This window comes from Xanthomonas cucurbitae (genome assembly GCF_002939885.1).
In the GTDB taxonomy this organism is placed as follows: domain Bacteria; phylum Pseudomonadota; class Gammaproteobacteria; order Xanthomonadales; family Xanthomonadaceae; genus Xanthomonas; species Xanthomonas cucurbitae.
In genome coordinates, this window is the sequence record NZ_MDED01000003.1 from 144840 (window position 1) to 160306 (window position 15467).

Genomic DNA, 15467 nt, shown 5'->3' on the forward strand with positions numbered 1-15467 from the left:
TGCAAACCGGCGGTAGATCGCTGCGTTTTCAACGCACGACCTGGTACTGCATGCTACGCAGGGCACGCAGGCGGCAATCGCAACAGGCCGTTTTGAGAAAGCTGGATAGCGGCTCGTGCAATGAGTGCCGCTGCCTGCAGGCACACGCACTGCCATCCGTCACGGCCACCGCGCTACGCGCGCTTCAGCGCACTGCAGTCGAGCATCTGCCCAACCGTATTGAGCAGGTCGTTGAGACTGAATGGCTTGGGTAGCAGGGCCATGCCGTCGGCAAGGAACTCCTGCCGGGTGATCGCGTTTTCTGCATAGCCGGTGATGAACAGGATCGGCAACCCGGGGCGCAGCGTGCGCGCCACGTCGGCCATGTCGCGCCCGTTCATGCCCGGCAGGCCGACGTCCGACACCAGCAGGTCGATCGGCACCTCGGTGCGCAGATGGGTCAGTGCGCCGTTGGCATCTTCGGCTTCCAGCACCAGGTAGCCGGCATCGGTGAGGACTTCGCTCACCATCATGCGCACCACGTCGGTGTCGTCCACCAGCAGGATGCGTGCATTGTGCGTGCGCGGGTTGCTCGCTACCGGCGCCGGCGGCAGCTCGCTGGCGGTCATCCCGCGCGGCAACAGCAGCGTCACCGTGGTGCCCTTGCCCAGCTGGCTGGTGATGCGCGCGGTGCCACCGGACTGACGGGCAAAGCCATAGGTCATCGACAACCCCAGGCCGGTGCCTTCGCCGATGGGTTTGGTGGTGAAAAACGGCTCGAACACCTGATCGAGGATGGCCGGTGCGATCCCGCTGCCGTTGTCGATCACCTTCACCGCCACGTAATCGCCGTCGTCCAGCTCGGGGTCGTCGTGGGCGGTATGCGCGGCGGTCTGCACGCGGATACGGCCTTGCCCCTGCACGGCATCGCGGGCGTTGATGACCAGGTTGAGCACCACGTTTTCCAGCTGGTTGGCATCGGCCACCGCCACCAACGTGGCCTCGGCCAGCTCCAGGTCCAGCACGACGTTCTCTCCAATCGAACGGCGCAGCATGTCTTCCAGCGAGCGCACGCGCAGGTTCACGTCGAACGGCTGCGCATCCAGCGATTGCTTGCGCGCAAAGGCCAGCATGCGCTGGGTCAGCGCCGCCGCGCGGTGCGCCGAACCGGTAGCGATTTCGGCAAGCCGTGGCACCCGTTCGACGCGATTGGATTCCACCGCCAGCTGGATCATGTCCAGGCCGGAGATGATGCTGGTCAGCAGGTTGTTGAAGTCGTGCGCGATGCCGCCGGTGAGCTTGCCCAGCGCTTCCATCTTCTGCGCCTGCAGCAGCTGGATCTCGGTGCGCTGGCGCTCGGCGATCTGGTGCGCCAGTTCGGTGGTGGCGGTATCCAGCTCCTGACGTTGCGCGCGCTCGCGCTGGCGCTGCTCGGTGACGTCTCCAACCATCAGCAAGCCCAGATCCGGCTCGCGGTATGGCGAGACCCGCCATTCGGTCTCGCGCGGCTTGCCATCGCGCAGGATGGTCAACGCCCCGCTCCAGCGTTCGCGCTGCGCCAGCGCGGCGGTCAATGCCTGCACGGTGGCCGCCTGATCCGAGGCTGCGGCACGGATCGCCTCGCTCAGGCTGGCCTCGCCAATCAGCCGCTGGAAGGCCGCGTTGCTCTCGTGCATGCGCAATTGCGCGTCCACCACCGCGATCGGTGCACTGATGTGTTCGAAGATCTCGCGAAAGCGCGCCTCGCTGACGCGCAACGCATCCTCCGCTTCGCGCGCGCGCAGCAGCGTGCGCAGCGTGGCGACCAGCACATTGGGGTCCACCGGATGGATCAGGTACGCATCGGCGCCGGCATCCAGCCCGGTAATCATGTCGCCAGTGGCGATCGAGGCGGCCGAGACGTGCACCACCGGCAGCAACGCGGTGCGCGGCGTGGCTCGCAGCGTGCGCACGATGTCGAAACCGCTCATGTCCGGCAGGTTGACGTCCAGTACCACCGCCGCGAAGGGCTGGGCGTCCAGCCTGGCCAGGCCTTCGCCACCGGTACCGGCCTCTTCCACCACAAAACGATGATGCTCGAGCACGCGCCGCACCGAATAGCGCGTCACCGCGTTGTCGTCCACGACCAGGATGTGCTGGTTACTGGCCAAGTGCCTTCTCCGCTGCCGGCGTCACCGGCAGCACCACGAAAAATTCCGACCCCTGCCCCACCACGCTGTTGATACCCACCCGCCCGCCCAGCAATTCGGCGAAACGCTTGCAGATCGACAGACCCAGCCCGGTGCCGGTCAGGCGCTTCTGCAACGGCGAGTCCACCTGTACGAAATCCTCGAACAAGGCCTCGTGAAGCTCGGGCGCGATGCCGATGCCGGTGTCCTGTACGCTGAAGCGCACATGGTGCTCGTCCTGCAGCTGCGCCATCACGCGCACCTGGCCTTGCGGGGTGAACTTGAGCGCGTTGGAGATGAAGTTGCGCAGGATCTGCGCCAGCTTCTTGTCATCGGTGTACAGCATCGGCAGCACCGGCGGATCTTCGAAGATCAAGGTGGTGGTGCCGACATCGGTGAGCGGGCGGAACATGCCGCGCAATGCGGCGAACAGGTCCATCAGGTCGAACCAGCCCGGCGAGATGGTGATGCGCCCGGCCTCGATCTTGGCCAGGTCCAGCAGGTCGTCCACCATCTCGCTGAGCTCGCGCGTGGAGGCGCTGACAAAGCGCACCTGCTTGAGCTGTTCGTCGTTGAGCGGACCGTCCATGCCATCTTCCAGCAGCCGGGTGATGCTCAGGATCGAGCCCAGCGGGGTGCGGAACTCATGGCTCATGTACGACAGGAAGCGGCTCTTGAGCTCGGAAACGTCACGCAGCTGTTCGGCCTGCTGGTCCAATTCCGCATACAACGCGAGCACGCCCTGGTTGGTTTCTTCCAGTTCCTCGCGCAGGGCCTGGTTCTGCTGGCGCAGGGCGTCCAGCTCGGCCATCGGATCGTTGACCGGTATCGCACCGGATGCAGTCATTGCATGGCTCCCAGGCGCATGACGAAAACGCAGGCATCGTCGCGGCCGCGCGCGTAATCGCGCATCAGCACCGCCGCAATGAGACGTGGATGGCGCGACAGCAGCCCCGGGTGATCGCGCAGGTTCCAGCGCGATTGCAGGCCGTCGCTGTGCATGACCAGTACCTTGCCGGCGGCCTGTGAAAAATCGAACGGTTGCGCCTTGCGGAACTGCACGCCGACGATGCCCGGATGCGAGGGCATGCCGCGCACGCCGTCGCCATCGCACAGCATCGCGGCGATATTGCCCACTCCGGCAAAGCGCGCCCTGCCGGTGTCGGCATCGAACTGCATGACCGCCACCGCGCCGCCACGGCTGCCGGACATGGCGGCATGCAGCCGCGCCAGACGCTCGCTGGGCTCGCCGCTGGCCACCGCAGCGGCATGGGCGCCCGCATCGGCGGCATCGGCCGCGCCCGGGCCGTGGCCCAGGCCATCGATCACGGTGACGGTGACGCGCTGCGCATCGACGCACAACTGCCAGGCGTCGCCGCAGACGGTTTCGCCATGCAACGGCAGGCGGATCGCACCGTAAGGCAGGTCCGCCGCGGTCTCGGGAGCGGCGTAGACGCGCGCCAGCACCACCGCACCGGTCGCATCCGAATACGCATCCAGCAGGGCCGCCTGCCGCTGTACGGCGCCAAGGCCATTACCGGGCGTGCTGCCGGTGGAATAGCCGTCCGGCAGGCAGTCGGCAAGCACGAAGCCCGGGCCGTGATCGAGCGCGCACAACTCCACGCCAGGACCATCGCGGCCAGCCACGCGACACAGCTGCACCTGCCCGCCACCGGCATGGTTGAGCAGGTTGGTGCACAGCTCGGTGGCCACCAGCGCCACGCGCCCGCAGGCGGCTTCGTCGAATCCGCAGGCCTGGGCCAGCGCCACCGCGGCGCGGCGCACCTGCCCTACCTGGGTGATCTCTTCGACGCGGATCAGCTGGGTGAGCGCGCCGGCAACCGTCACTTCCATTTGGTGATGGTGATGCGGGTGCCCGTGCCGGCTGCACTCTCCAGAACGAAATCGTCCACCAGGCGCCGGCTGCCGGACAGCCCCAACCCCAGTCCGCTGCCGGAGGTCCAGCCATCGGTGAGTGCCAGATCCAGGTCCGCAATGCCCGGGCCTTCGTCGCGGAAGGTCAGCTGCACGCCCTTGCGGATGCCGCTCTCCACCAATGCCCAGTCCATGTCGCCGCCACCGCCGTAGATCACGGTGTTGCGCGCCAGCTCGCTGGCCGCAGTCACCAGCTTGGTCTGATCGACCAGCCGCAGCCCGCATTGCACCACCAGCTTGCGGACGGTCTGTCGTGCCAGCACCACGTCCTGTTCGGTACGCACCGGTTGCGAGCCGGCCGTCATGAATGCCGGTCGGGTTGCTGCAGCAGGCGCATGCCACGTTCGACGTCGAGCGCGGTGCGTACCGACGGCAGGGTCAACCCCAGCTCCACCAGAGTGATCGCCACCGCCGGCTGCATTCCCACGACCACGGTCTGCGCACCCATCAGCGCGGCCAGACCCGAGATGGTACTAATCATGCGGCCGATGAACGAATCGACGATCTCCAGTGCGGAAATATCGATCAGCACGCCGCGCGCGGAAGTGAAGCTGATCTTTTCCGACAGGTCTTCCTGCAGCTGCAGCGCCAGCTGGTCGTGCATGTCCACCTGGATGGTGACCAGCAACAGCTGGCCCATGCGCAGGATCGGGATGCGCTCCATGTCAGCCTGCCTTGCTCACGGTCAGACCGGTGCGCTTGAGCGCCAGCGCCAGCGCCAGCGCATCGGCCAGGTTGGCCTTGGTCACGATGCCCTGCAGGTCCAGCCCCAGGTGCACGATGGTCTGCGCAATCTGCGGGCGTACGCCGCTGATGATGGCGTCGGCGCCCATCAGCCGGATCGCGGTGACGGTCTTGAGCAGGTGCTGCGCCACCAGGGTGTCCACGGTAGGCACGCCGGTGATGTCGATGATGGCGATCTCAGCGCCGGTATCGACGATGCGCTGCAGCAGCGACTCCATCACCACCTGGGTACGCTGCGAATCCAGCGTGCCGATCATCGGCAGCGCCAGCACCCCGTCCCATAGCTTCACCACCGGCGTGGACAACTCCAGCATCTCTTCCTGCTGGCGCACGATGATGTCTTCGCGGGTCTTCTGGAACGTCTTGACGGTGTACAGGCCCAGGCGATCGAGCAGCTCGGACAGCGCCCACAGCTGCTGGCCCAGCTCGTCCGGGGCACTGGCGTATTCGCGCTGCACCAGCGCAAACAACACGCGCTTGAGTGAGAAGATGAAGTTGGCGGTTTCCTGCGAATCGAAGCCGCGGGTGGCGCGGTCGCGCGAGAGGGTTTCCAGGAAACGACGGACCTCGCTCCATTCGGCACTGTCCAGGCTGCTACCACCGTCCTTCAACGCGGCCACCAGCAGGTTCAGGAATTGTGCGCTCTGGGTTTCCAGCTCCTGCCGGGGCAGGCGCGCATCGTTGCCCACAGCGGAGCCTAGCCAGGCCGCCAACAAGGCCTGTTCCTGGCCACGAATCGTGTCGATCGAGCGCTGCTGCAATGCCACCATGAGATCACCCGCCAGAAGATTAAAGAAAAAGCCAAGCATGCAGGCCGGATGCGCCCTTGACGACGCGGCGCCCCCACGCCGATGCGCAGCAGGGTAAAACAATTCAGATTCGGCAACCAGCGAGCCAACCTGTCGCAGTCAGCCAGGGCCGGAATGCGTTGCGACCGCGCAGCAGCGCTGGCGTCACGGTCATGGGGCCTCGGACACGCGTAGAGCGTGCATCGCGTCCTGCGGGGCCAGGTTGCCTGTTCGACGCCGCAGCCGGATCCGACGTCACAAAATCGCTCCACGCGGCCTCGTGTCCGGCTGGAATCTTTTGTGGGCGGCTCTGGATAGCGGGTCGTGGCGAAGCGATGCCGTCACACCATCGTGCAAAGACCCGCTAACCGCCGCGACAGCGCCGCGCGTTGCTGGCGACGGCACCTGCAATGTCGCCCACCGTCTCGCGCCGCACCGCGGCCTCGCGCAGCGCCATGGGCACCCCCTCCGAGACGGCGCAGGTTCGGTCGATGATGTGCTGCACCTCGCCAACACGCAGGCCCAACTTGGCCGCCAGGGCCAACAGGTGGGTTCTGCCAGGCGCAAGCGCCTCGCCCATCACCGACGTCTGGTGATAGCCGCCCGGGCCAGGATTGAAGGTCAGGTCGTAGCCTGGCGCGAAATCCCAGCGATGCTGCGCGTTCATCCGCAGCGAGAAATTCCTGGCGTGGTCGTCCCGGTTATTGAACACCACGTTGAATACGCACAGCCGGAAGGCGGCCATCACCTCATGGGCGTTCTGGGTGAAAAAAGCGGTGGCGCGCAGCACGGTCTCATAGTCCAGGCAGGGGACGCGGAAGTCGGCATGCAGGGCACCCGCCAGAGAATGCACAGGCACCCGTAACTGTCCCACCCGATCAAACCGCTGGGTGCCGAAGGCCGCGAGGTTTTCGCCCAGTGCGAAGTATTCGGTCGGCCCCATGACGATCCCGCATTCGCGCGCCATCTGCGCATAGACGTGCTCGATGGCACAGACCTCGCGATGCTCGGAGTGGGCTGGAAACTTCACCAGCCAGGGCTCGCCAGCGGCATCGTTGGCGGTGCTCACGATGCGGGTCGTGGCGTCGAACATGACCAGCGCCTTGGGACGGGCGCCGTGTGGCGAGCCACCGGCCTGGGCCAGCATGCGCAGCGCGACCACGTCGTCGTCGGCGAGGTTCTGCGCCGCCTGCGCCAGTTGCTGCAAGCTCCACTGGGCCGCGCGCGCACCATCGTCGCGTGGCGGGACGAACGTCAGCGCACCCATCGCACTCGCGCCGATGAAGGCCAGACGGTCCAGTGGCGAAACGCGCGCCGGGTCAAGCCCGGCCTTGCGAAACAGGCGATCCATCAGCAGCAGCCCCCAGCCATCGGGCAGGCAGTCGTAGACCAGGCCCGGCAGGTAGCCGACGTCTTTCGGAAACGGCCCGTAGGCCTCGGCCCGCAGCCTCAGGTGCCTGGGTGAGAACTCGATACCGTTGGCAAGCGCGTCTGCCGAATACTCGAAGATGATCCGGCGCCCGTCGTCTGCCAAGGTGCCCAGGGGCCAGTGCTGGGCCCAGCCTTCGTAGCAGACGGTGAGCTTCTTCATGGCCGGCCCTTCGACGCAGACCTGAGAGGATGGCGAACGCGCTGTCGCTGCGCGGCCTGCGCCTTCTCCATGGCGGCGATACTGGCGGTCGGCTGCAAGCTGAACAGGTCGGCAAGCGCATCGACAAGGCCCAGGGCATGGACGATGCGTACCATGGTCTCCAGGGTCGTGGCGCCAGTGGATTCCAGGGTCTTGATGGCGCTGCCCGATACGCCGGCGCGCGTGGCCAGCTCCGACTGGGTCAGGGACTGTGCGATGCGTTGGGAACGCAGGCGCTGGCCCAGAACCTCCATAAGCTCCGGGACAGTGGCAAAGCTGACGTCGCGCATGAGCCCCCCCTCTTTAAGGGGCCTAATTGTAGCTGATAACGTCAGTTTTCGCAAATAAGAGTTTGAATAAAATCCTTTAAATGCGCCACAGGAAGACTGGCCCGGCGGAGTTCTACGGTATCGACGCCGTCATCGGCTACATCGCGCCGTTCGCGCGGTCCTGGCGATGGCCTGGCCTACAACCCATAACGCTCCAGGGCCTGCAGGTGCGGGCGCGGGTCCTGACCGCAGGCTTCGGCCAGCCGCAGCCAGCACATCGGGTGCGGCCACTGCGCGGTGGTGGCGAGCAAGGCGCCATGCAGCTCCAGCGGTGCAGCCGCCTCCGGGAGCGCCACGGTGAACAACACGCCCTGCAGGCCCGCGTCGGCGTTCTCCGGATCGAAGCGCTCCGGGTCGGCTGGGTCGATCACCCGGTAATCGTCGCGGCTATGCACCCACAGCGTCCAGCCACGCGCCTGGATGTCCGCGCGCAGCGCCTCGATCGCCGCTTCTCCGGGATGCGCACCATCCACCAGCCAGCTGCTGCCATAGCCACCGGGCTGCAGCACATGCACCTGCGCATAGGTCGGCACGAACCGTTCGCGCTCGGCGGCGTCTTCCGGCGGCGCGTGCAGCAGTTCGGCATCGAACACCACCCAATCGCCAACCTGCTGCCGCCGATGGGCGGGCGCGTTCTCGACGATGCGTGCGGTGACCGGGCCCGTGCGGCGGGCGTAATACTCGACCGCTTCGCCATCGTCCACGCAACGCACGATCACCCACCCCAACGCCTCCTCGACAACGCCCTCGGCGCTGCACAGATCCAGACCGACCGCCTGCGCCGATGCCCGTACCGCCGCCCAATCCTGTGCAGCGCTGGCGGCGGTCATATGGTCCCAGTGCGCGGAACGCGGTTCGTCCATCAGCCGCGTGAGCTGCCAGTAGACGGCCGCAGCATCGGCAAAGCGGCCGGTCTCCAGATACATGCGCGCCAGCAACCCACGCGCGCCATGCGAACCGGGCGACTGTTGCAACAAGTCCATGCAGGCCTGTTCCAGTGCCGGCCAGTCGGCCAGTCGCTGCGCCAGCTGCGCCTGGCACCACAACGCCACCACCGGCACCTGCGGGCGATACAGCTGCGCCAGCCGGCGCACGCCGGCCTCCTCGCCCCGCCCCAGCAGCAGATGCATCAGCCGGAAGGTCGGGCCGGTTTCGCGATCGGCATGCCGCTGCACGAAATCCCACAGCAGGGCGATGGCCTGCTCGTCGGCGGCACAGGCACTCAATGCCGATGCCGTGGTGTCGACCAGTTCGGCATCGTCGGGCCGCTCGTCCACGGCCTGCAGCAACCATTGCGCTTCACGCTCGGGATTGCGCACGCTCTGCTCGCCCTGCCGGTTCAGCCACTCCAGCAACTGCCCGGCAGGCACTGGCGACGGCTCGCCCGTCGGCGCGGCGTCGATGCGCGCCGCCAGACCATCCAGCAGCTGCGCCGCGCCGCGGTCCCGACGCAAGCGGGGCAGCTGCGCACGCGCCAATGCCAGATGCCGCCGCGCGGTCCAGGTCGCGCCGCGGCGCAACGCCAGCTCGATCGCCAGCTCGGCCGCTTCGATCAGGATGCGGTACGCTCCGACCTGGGCGTAATGGTCCAGCATCGTCTGCAGCCGACCACCCAGCTCCCAGGTATTGCGCTCCGGCGCACGCGCCGCCAGCAGCGCCACCGCGCGCAACCAGTGCAGGCGGTAACGCGGTGCCACCTCGCGCCACGGCAGCAGGGCCTCCAGCGCGGCATCGTCGCGATACAGCAATGCCAGCGCCCGTGCCTTCTGCAGGCGACGCGGCTGGCTGCAGTTGGCCCACTCCACGCCCTCGCGCGCTGCTTCGCGTTCACGCTGCTCGATCAGCGCCAGCGCCGCTTCCGCACGCCCTAGCGACAACAGGATCGAGATGCGCATGTCCGGCACGCCATCGTAGATCTCGCCACCGTGCGCCAGGATGGTCTGCGATTGCTGTTCCAGATACTGCAGCGCCGCTTCGCCGCGCCCATCGTCAAGCAGCGCATCGGCCTTTTCGCAGCTCAGGCATTGATAGCACGACCAACCCGGATCGATACGCGCCAGGGTTTCATCGCAGACCTCGATGCGCTCGTCCACCCACCCCGGGCCGTCGACATTGGCGTAGCAGGCGGCCAGGTCCTGGGTCACGCAGATCGACTGCGGGCATTCCACCGCATCGGGGCGATGCGCACGCTCGAACAGCGTCACTGCATCGCCCAGCGCACGCTCGCCCTCGCAGAGATTGCCGACCCGGTTGCGCATCTCCCAATGACCGACGAACACCTCCAGCCACGGATTGGCGAGCGTCCTGCCCAGCGCGCGCGCTTCCGGCAACAAGGCCTCGGCACGCTCGATCTGCAGATCGCAGATGTAATCGGTCAGGCGCGTCAGCAGCTGGGCGTTCTGCGGCTGCCCTGCCTCGCTTAGGTCGTCCTGCAGCTTTTCCACCCAGTTCCAGATTTCCACGGCGTTGTTCCTGCGGTGCAGCGCTCAGTGCGCCAGCAGTTGGGTCACTGCCTCGGCGAGATCGCCCAAGGCCTTGTTCAGATCCGAACCGCCCGCTTCGGTGCTACCGGGCGGCGACGGCGTGCGCCCTTGCGCCGACACGATCACCTTCAGTGCGCGCAACAGCTGCGCCGCCACTGCCGCCTGCGGATTGCCTTGGCGCCATGCCGCCAGCAAGGCCTGCAAGGCCGGATTGTCGAGATTGAGATACAGACGCCGGGTCTGGCGCGCGTCGATGCGTGCGGTGAACTGCCGCGCCAGCCGCAATGCCGCAGTCGAGACGCGCTTGTCGTTCTCATCCTGTTCCAGGCGGTGCTTGAGTTCGGCCTCGCGGTCGGGCACCACCACCAGGGGTAGCGCTTCGGGGCTGAAGCGTGCCGGCACCAGCGCTTCGCCATCGCCCAGATGCTGCTCCAGCCATGCCAGTTCGTCGGCAGGCAATCCCTCCAGCCGAAACAGCTGCCGATTGCCCTGCTCGGTTCCCAGCTCGACCAGGCGCACACCCTTGGCCTGTGCCCAGCGGCGCAGGAAAGGCACCACCGCATAGCGGTTTCCGTACGCCACCGGCACGCCCATCGCACGGAACAGCATCTCCTCGAAACCGCTGTCGCTCTCCAGGATCACGTGGACCGCGCCGCGCGAGGGCAGCTGGTGGGCCGGCAAATCGCCCTGCGAGGTCGGCACCCGCACATGCTCCAGCAACAGGTCGAACAGGCGCTCGTCACACAGCGCCGCGCCCAGCAGCGCTTCGTTATGCCTGAGCAGGATGCGCCGCCAGGCCTCCGGCTGCTGCCGTGCGACCTCCGCCAGGCCCTGCACCAAGGCTTCGGACAAGGCATGCTGGACTGCACCGTACACCGCATCGCGCTGCAGCTCCTCGCGGCTGGCGGTTGGCGTCAAGCGGTCCGATTCGATCACTCCACCGATGAAGCCGGCCCAGGACGGGAGCAATTCGCGCGCGTTGTCGTCCAGCAGCATCCCGCGCAGGAACACCGACAGAGTGCGGTTGTCGCTGGTGCCATAGGTGGCGCCATCCTGTACCCAGAGCAACCCCACCGCATCGCTGCTGTCGTGCGCGCGCACCGGCAAACAGCACAGCGGTTCGAAGTTGCGCTCGAAACGCGCCGCGAACTCGCGTTGCAAACGCCAGCCCTGCACCGGATGCAGCGGCACCGCAGCATGCATGCGCCACGGCGGCGGCTCGGGATTGAGGGATCGCGCCTGCGCACCCACCCAGATCGGCTCGCGCAACAGCGCGCAGTACCGCGACAGAATCTCGTGCAGCCGCGCGTCATGGGCCAGCGCCAGGTACTGATCGTGCAACTCCAGCACCACTTCCGTTCCCACCTGCGCACGCGCCGGGATCACGCTGACCGTGTACTGCTCGGCGGTGCTGGACACGTAGCAATGACCCAGCGTCGGCGTCTGGTAGGAGGTGGTGCGCAAGGTCACACGCCGCGCCAACACGAAGGCCGACAGAAAGCCCAGCCCGAACATGCCGATCAGGCCGCTGTCTTCGTGCCCACCCTGACGCAATCCACGCGTGTAACCCACGCCCACGGTCGCCAGGTAGTCGTGGATTTCGTGCCGGGTCAATCCTGCACCGGTATCGACGATGCGCACGATGCCCTGCGCAGGATCGGCGTAGACATGGATCCGCGCCATCCCGGTCCACCCGGGTTGTTCCAGCCGACGCCGCAGGATCGAATCGTGCGCGTTCTGCACCAATTCGCGCAGCGCCACCACCGGCGTGGAGTACAGGTATTTGCCCAGCACGGACATCAGCCCAGTGAGATCGACCCCGGCACGGCGGATCTGTGAGGCGTCCGTCGCCTCGGGGGTGTGATCTTGCATGATCGTCATCGTTTCTGGAGCGATCACATCCATCCTCGGAAGCGCCGCGCGGAGTGGAAGAGCAAGCCGGCAAGAGTAACCCCAAGCCACTGCCTACGCGCGCCCGGTCCTTCCAGATGCACCACACATCGCCGAAACCGGCCCCCACCCGGCTGCCACGACACGCGCCATGGCCCGACGTTGCTGCCGGACCATGGCGCACGCCTGCTCAGCGCTGCAGGGTTTCCATCGGTGCCTCGTTGAAGTGCTGGCGATAGCCCTTGGCCAGCGCCGAGCGACTCCCGACCCCCCAGCGGCTGGCCGCCTGCAACACGCTGCCGCAGCCACCTTCGGCCAGCAACTCGTCGCGAATGCTCTGCATGCGATAACGCCGCAGCACCTGCGTCGGCGACAACCCGGTGGCAGACTTGAAGGCCTGCTGCAACGCGCGGCCGGTGACGCCGATCTGCGCGGCCACCTCGTTGATCGACAGGTCCGAGCGGTGTGCGTTGGCAATCATGTAACCGTAGGCGCGCCGGTACTTGGCGGGCAACCGTGCCGAGATGTCATCGCTGACATGCGCCGGCGCCCCGCTCTCCAGCAACCGCGGTGCCTGCACTTCGCTGCGCAGGCATTGCACCGCGCCCAACGCATAGCGGTTGTACAACAACAGGGCCTGTTCGGTGCGCCCCAGCGCCTGACTGATCTTGGCCTGGCAGTATTCGAACTCAAGATTCCAGCGCGGCGCGTGATGCCGGCCGGCACCGGCCAATGCACGCTCGGCCAGGTCGGCGCGCCCCACCGCCAGGGCCGCCAGCGCCAGCTCCACCTGGGCGTCCTGCCGCGCGCAGGGCGGGCAACCGGTTGCCGCTGCCGGCAGTGCATCGATCTGGGCATCGAAGCCGAAGGTGTCGCCGCCGGCGATCCGCAACAGATTGCGCACATGGCGCATGCGCTGCGCCAGGACCGGCATGGTGGCGGTCAGATCGGCGATACAGGCGCGCAAATCGCTGGGTTCGAAGGCATGCGCGGCATCTTCGTGGCGTAGCGTGGCCTGCCAGAACACATGGTCGCTCATCCGGTCGGCGCGGCGGATACGCAGTTGCGCCAGCATGTCCAGACGCAGCGCGGACGCAATCCGCTGCCATTCCGATGCATTGACCTCCAGCTCCGACAGCACGTCCTGGGCACGCTCCAGGGTCTGCAGGGCGAGCGTGCTCTGACCCAGATGGAAATGCGTCAGCGCCTTTCCGAGCAAGCCTTCGCCGCGCAGGCAGGCCGGGGTGTCGCGATCCATCGCCAGCTGCGCGAAGCAGTTCAGCGCCGCGCTCAGACGGCGCTGGCTCAGCATCAGCCAGGCGGTGTTGCGGCACGACAGCAGCCGCAACTGCCGCTGCTGGCCCCGCACGGCCTTCAGCGCATGGCGGTAGGCGTCCTCGGCTTCCTCTTGATACTCCAGGATCAGCAGCGCATCGCCACTGGCGCCGAGCAGGGCAACCTCGTCATCGGGCGTGTCGGGCGCGGCCTGTCCGTCACGTCGTTGTTGAAGATGTTGCAGACCTTGTGGCCAGGCACCTACCAGCATCCTGCTCGTATAGATAGGAAGACGGTCTGCGTAGGACAACGCAGAAATCGCTGCGAAGTACGTGGAAAGGATCATGCCAAGCTCTCTCAGTGGGGGATGCGCAAAAAACCGCAATGCGCCGTTGTATTGGCGCAACCGATTGTATGCAGCCGATCCAATGGAAACCCTCACTCCCGAACGCGCTAAACATCAAAAATTCTCAACCTGTCTTCCTGCACGCGCCGCAGACGTTTTGCTGTTGGATGGGGTATCTGGCATGCGGAAACCCACGCCATCTGCCGAACACGACACGCCGTATGGCGGCGTATTGCCCTGCGAGAAGCCGCGCACGCAGCCCTAAACTATGTAAAGTTCTCTCAGGATGTGCGACATCAACGACAAGTTACCGGTGTCATTACATTTCCCACGTCTGTCCTGCTGATGTCGCCCGCGCGTGGTGTGCAGCCGCGTCGTCACCCCGCGCTACAGCTGCCTCATCATCCATCTCCGCCCGGCGTATTCCGCCAAACGGCAGAATCTCTGCTGAATCGCAATAGATTGGTCTAGACCTTTCCAGACCTTCGTCGGATTCCGCGCTCGTCGTCCGGAATGACCTGCCCGCCTCTGCAGCACACTGCTCATGCCTGTTTGGTCAGAGTAGCGTTACGCGTACATGAGCGCACATTAAAGCCCGGTGACTCCAACCCGAAGAAAAGTACGCGGGAGTGAAACTTTCCACTCCCGCAATGGTACATACCAATGCGTCCGAGTTCGACCGGACACATTCCCTGTCAACTGGATGGTATGGCGATGCACTTCTCGTTCCTGGTCTGCACGGCCTTCCCGCCCGGCGCCTGGCGTCGGTTTGCCGGACCCGTCCTGTGCGAGATCGAGCAGGGGGAAGATACCTGATGCACGGCAACCCTCCGGTTACCCAGGGGTCGGTGTTCCTGCTGAGCCAGGACGCACGCCTGACCTCGCAGATCCACGCCAGCCTGGCCACCCTGGCTGCGCACTTCGCGGTGTTTTCCGACGAACTGGAACTGTTGCGCTTCCTGCGTCATTCCCCCTGCGAATTGCTGATTTTCGATGCAACCTGCGTGGCCTGCGACGAGAGTTCCGTGCTGGCGTGGCAGCGATGCCATGGCGATCACCCGATGCCGTTGATCGTCCTGGGGCGCTTCGATTGCGCCAACGACATCCTGGCCTGGTACCGCGCAGGGGCGCAGGAAGTGCTGGCGCTGCCGGTTAATTCGCACGAACTACAGGTGCGGGCGACACTGGCAACCGCCCCGATGGCTGCCGCCTGTGAGCAGGCGCAGCAGCTCAACGTCGGCCCCTATCGCCTGATCCGTGAGCAAAACACGGTCTACCTGCACGGCAAGCCGATCGTCCTGACGGCACGCGAGTTTTCGATCGCCTGGCTGCTGTTTTCCAGCCCCGGAGTCTGCTTTCGTCGTTGTCAGCTGGCCAAGGCCGTGTGGGGCAGCCATACCGAATTCACCGACCGCACGATGGAGCAGCACATCTACAAGCTGCGCAAGAAATTGCAGCTGTGCAATCACACTGGCCCGGTGCGCATCAGAACCGTGTATTCGCACGGCTACAAGCTGGAACTTGCCCTGCAGGACAAGGATGCAACGCTACCCGGCAAGGGCAGCAACCAGAGCCCGGGGCATCATTCGGCGGCCTGCTGAGCGAGCCGGCCTACAGGTCCGGTGCCGCGTAGCCGCACCGACGCCGTTCCAGCACCGACGTCGTTCCAGCACAGACGTGAGGCGCGCCTTGCCGGGCCGCATGCCGTTGCCAGTGAAAAGAAAGACGGCGCAGGCTTCCCTGCGCCGTTTCCGTTCGCCCAGGCAATCGGGTATTACTGCTTCGGATCTTCGCCGTATTCGTTCGGCCCCGGCGTGCCTTCCAGGCACATGAATACCAGCACGACAAGGCCGCCCACGTGCGGTGCCTCGCAGGGAGCCGGCGAGGCCACCCCAGCCCG

At 66.1% G+C, this 15467-nt stretch carries 12 protein-coding genes and 1 pseudogene; 1 reads left to right on the top strand and 12 read right to left on the bottom strand.

Annotated features, from left to right (window positions below):
* Positions 1–173 precede the first annotated feature (173 nt).
* From XcuCFBP2542_RS02970 to XcuCFBP2542_RS03020, 11 genes are all read right to left on the bottom strand, one after another.
* Positions 174–2129: a response regulator gene (locus XcuCFBP2542_RS02970; RefSeq protein ID WP_104602134.1), complete on the bottom strand. Its 1956-nt coding sequence runs from the start codon at positions 2127–2129 to the stop codon at positions 174–176.
* Positions 2119–2994, bottom strand: a complete 876-nt coding sequence (locus XcuCFBP2542_RS02975; protein WP_104602135.1) for a sensor histidine kinase — start codon at positions 2992–2994, stop codon at positions 2119–2121. The genes XcuCFBP2542_RS02970 and XcuCFBP2542_RS02975 overlap by 11 nt, the downstream gene beginning before the upstream one ends.
* Complete coding sequence (locus XcuCFBP2542_RS02980; protein ID WP_104602136.1) at positions 2991–4001, bottom strand: ATP-binding protein; 1011 nt, start codon at positions 3999–4001, stop codon at positions 2991–2993. The genes XcuCFBP2542_RS02975 and XcuCFBP2542_RS02980 overlap by 4 nt, the downstream gene beginning before the upstream one ends.
* A complete protein-coding gene (locus tag XcuCFBP2542_RS02985) occupies positions 3992–4387 on the bottom strand; it encodes an ATP-binding protein (protein WP_104602137.1) in 396 nt (131 codons plus the stop codon). The genes XcuCFBP2542_RS02980 and XcuCFBP2542_RS02985 overlap by 10 nt, the downstream gene beginning before the upstream one ends.
* Positions 4384–4746, bottom strand: coding sequence for an STAS domain-containing protein (locus tag XcuCFBP2542_RS02990; protein WP_104602138.1), 363 nt, complete (start codon positions 4744–4746; stop codon positions 4384–4386). Before XcuCFBP2542_RS02990 ends, XcuCFBP2542_RS02985 begins: the two co-directional genes overlap by 4 nt.
* Position 4747: 1 nt before the next feature.
* The gene (locus XcuCFBP2542_RS02995) at positions 4748–5596 is read right to left on the bottom strand and encodes an STAS domain-containing protein (protein WP_104602139.1); all 849 of its coding nucleotides are present in this window, start codon (positions 5594–5596) and stop codon (positions 4748–4750) included.
* A 382-nt stretch (positions 5597–5978) separates the two neighbouring features.
* On the bottom strand, positions 5979–7205 hold the full coding sequence (locus XcuCFBP2542_RS03000) for a type II toxin-antitoxin system HipA family toxin (RefSeq protein ID WP_104602140.1): 1227 nt from the start codon (positions 7203–7205) through the stop codon (positions 5979–5981).
* The gene (locus XcuCFBP2542_RS03005) at positions 7202–7534 is read right to left on the bottom strand and encodes a helix-turn-helix domain-containing protein (protein ID WP_104602141.1); all 333 of its coding nucleotides are present in this window, start codon (positions 7532–7534) and stop codon (positions 7202–7204) included. Before XcuCFBP2542_RS03005 ends, XcuCFBP2542_RS03000 begins: the two co-directional genes overlap by 4 nt.
* Before the next feature lie 176 nt (positions 7535–7710).
* Positions 7711–10035, bottom strand: a complete 2325-nt coding sequence (locus XcuCFBP2542_RS03010; protein ID WP_104602142.1) for a hypothetical protein — start codon at positions 10033–10035, stop codon at positions 7711–7713.
* Between the two features lie 24 nt (positions 10036–10059).
* Positions 10060–11928 (bottom strand): ATP-binding protein, encoded by a 1869-nt coding sequence (locus tag XcuCFBP2542_RS03015; RefSeq protein WP_104602221.1) that lies wholly within the window; start codon positions 11926–11928, stop codon positions 10060–10062.
* Positions 11929–12136: 208 nt separating this feature from the next.
* Positions 12137–13492 carry a helix-turn-helix transcriptional regulator gene (locus XcuCFBP2542_RS03020; protein ID WP_208800631.1) on the bottom strand — a complete coding sequence of 452 codons (1356 nt, stop codon included), beginning with the start codon at positions 13490–13492 and terminating at the stop codon, positions 12137–12139.
* 890 nt (positions 13493–14382) lie between these two features.
* Between XcuCFBP2542_RS03020 and XcuCFBP2542_RS03025 the strand changes: the two genes are divergently transcribed.
* The gene (locus tag XcuCFBP2542_RS03025) at positions 14383–15168 is read left to right on the top strand and encodes a response regulator transcription factor (protein WP_104602144.1); all 786 of its coding nucleotides are present in this window, start codon (positions 14383–14385) and stop codon (positions 15166–15168) included.
* Positions 15169–15341: 173 nt separating this feature from the next.
* Here XcuCFBP2542_RS03025 and XcuCFBP2542_RS03030 read toward each other — a convergent pair.
* Positions 15342–15440 (bottom strand): annotated as a pseudogene (locus tag XcuCFBP2542_RS03030) (DUF805 domain-containing protein); the annotation flags it as partial.
* Between the last annotated feature and the right edge of the window lie 27 nt (positions 15441–15467).

Bases quoted from the DNA above. Each gene is read 5' to 3' on its own strand.
- XcuCFBP2542_RS02975 (WP_104602135.1), bottom strand. From the start codon at position 2,994: ATGACTGCATCCGGTGCGATACCGGTCAACGATCCGATGGCCGAGCTG.
- XcuCFBP2542_RS02980 (WP_104602136.1), bottom strand. From the start codon at position 4,001: ATGGAAGTGACGGTTGCCGGCGCGCTCACCCAGCTGATCCGCGTCGAA.
- XcuCFBP2542_RS02985 (WP_104602137.1), bottom strand. From the start codon at position 4,387: ATGACGGCCGGCTCGCAACCGGTGCGTACCGAACAGGACGTGGTGCTG.
- XcuCFBP2542_RS02990 (WP_104602138.1), bottom strand. From the start codon at position 4,746: ATGGAGCGCATCCCGATCCTGCGCATGGGCCAGCTGTTGCTGGTCACC.
- XcuCFBP2542_RS02995 (WP_104602139.1), bottom strand. From the start codon at position 5,596: ATGGTGGCATTGCAGCAGCGCTCGATCGACACGATTCGTGGCCAGGAA.
- XcuCFBP2542_RS03000 (WP_104602140.1), bottom strand. From the start codon at position 7,205: ATGAAGAAGCTCACCGTCTGCTACGAAGGCTGGGCCCAGCACTGGCCC.
- XcuCFBP2542_RS03005 (WP_104602141.1), bottom strand. From the start codon at position 7,534: ATGCGCGACGTCAGCTTTGCCACTGTCCCGGAGCTTATGGAGGTTCTG.
- XcuCFBP2542_RS03015 (WP_104602221.1), bottom strand. From the start codon at position 11,928: ATGCAAGATCACACCCCCGAGGCGACGGACGCCTCACAGATCCGCCGT.
- XcuCFBP2542_RS03020 (WP_208800631.1), bottom strand. From the start codon at position 13,492: ATGCTGGTAGGTGCCTGGCCACAAGGTCTGCAACATCTTCAACAACGA.
- XcuCFBP2542_RS03025 (WP_104602144.1), top strand. From the start codon at position 14,383: ATGCACGGCAACCCTCCGGTTACCCAGGGGTCGGTGTTCCTGCTGAGC.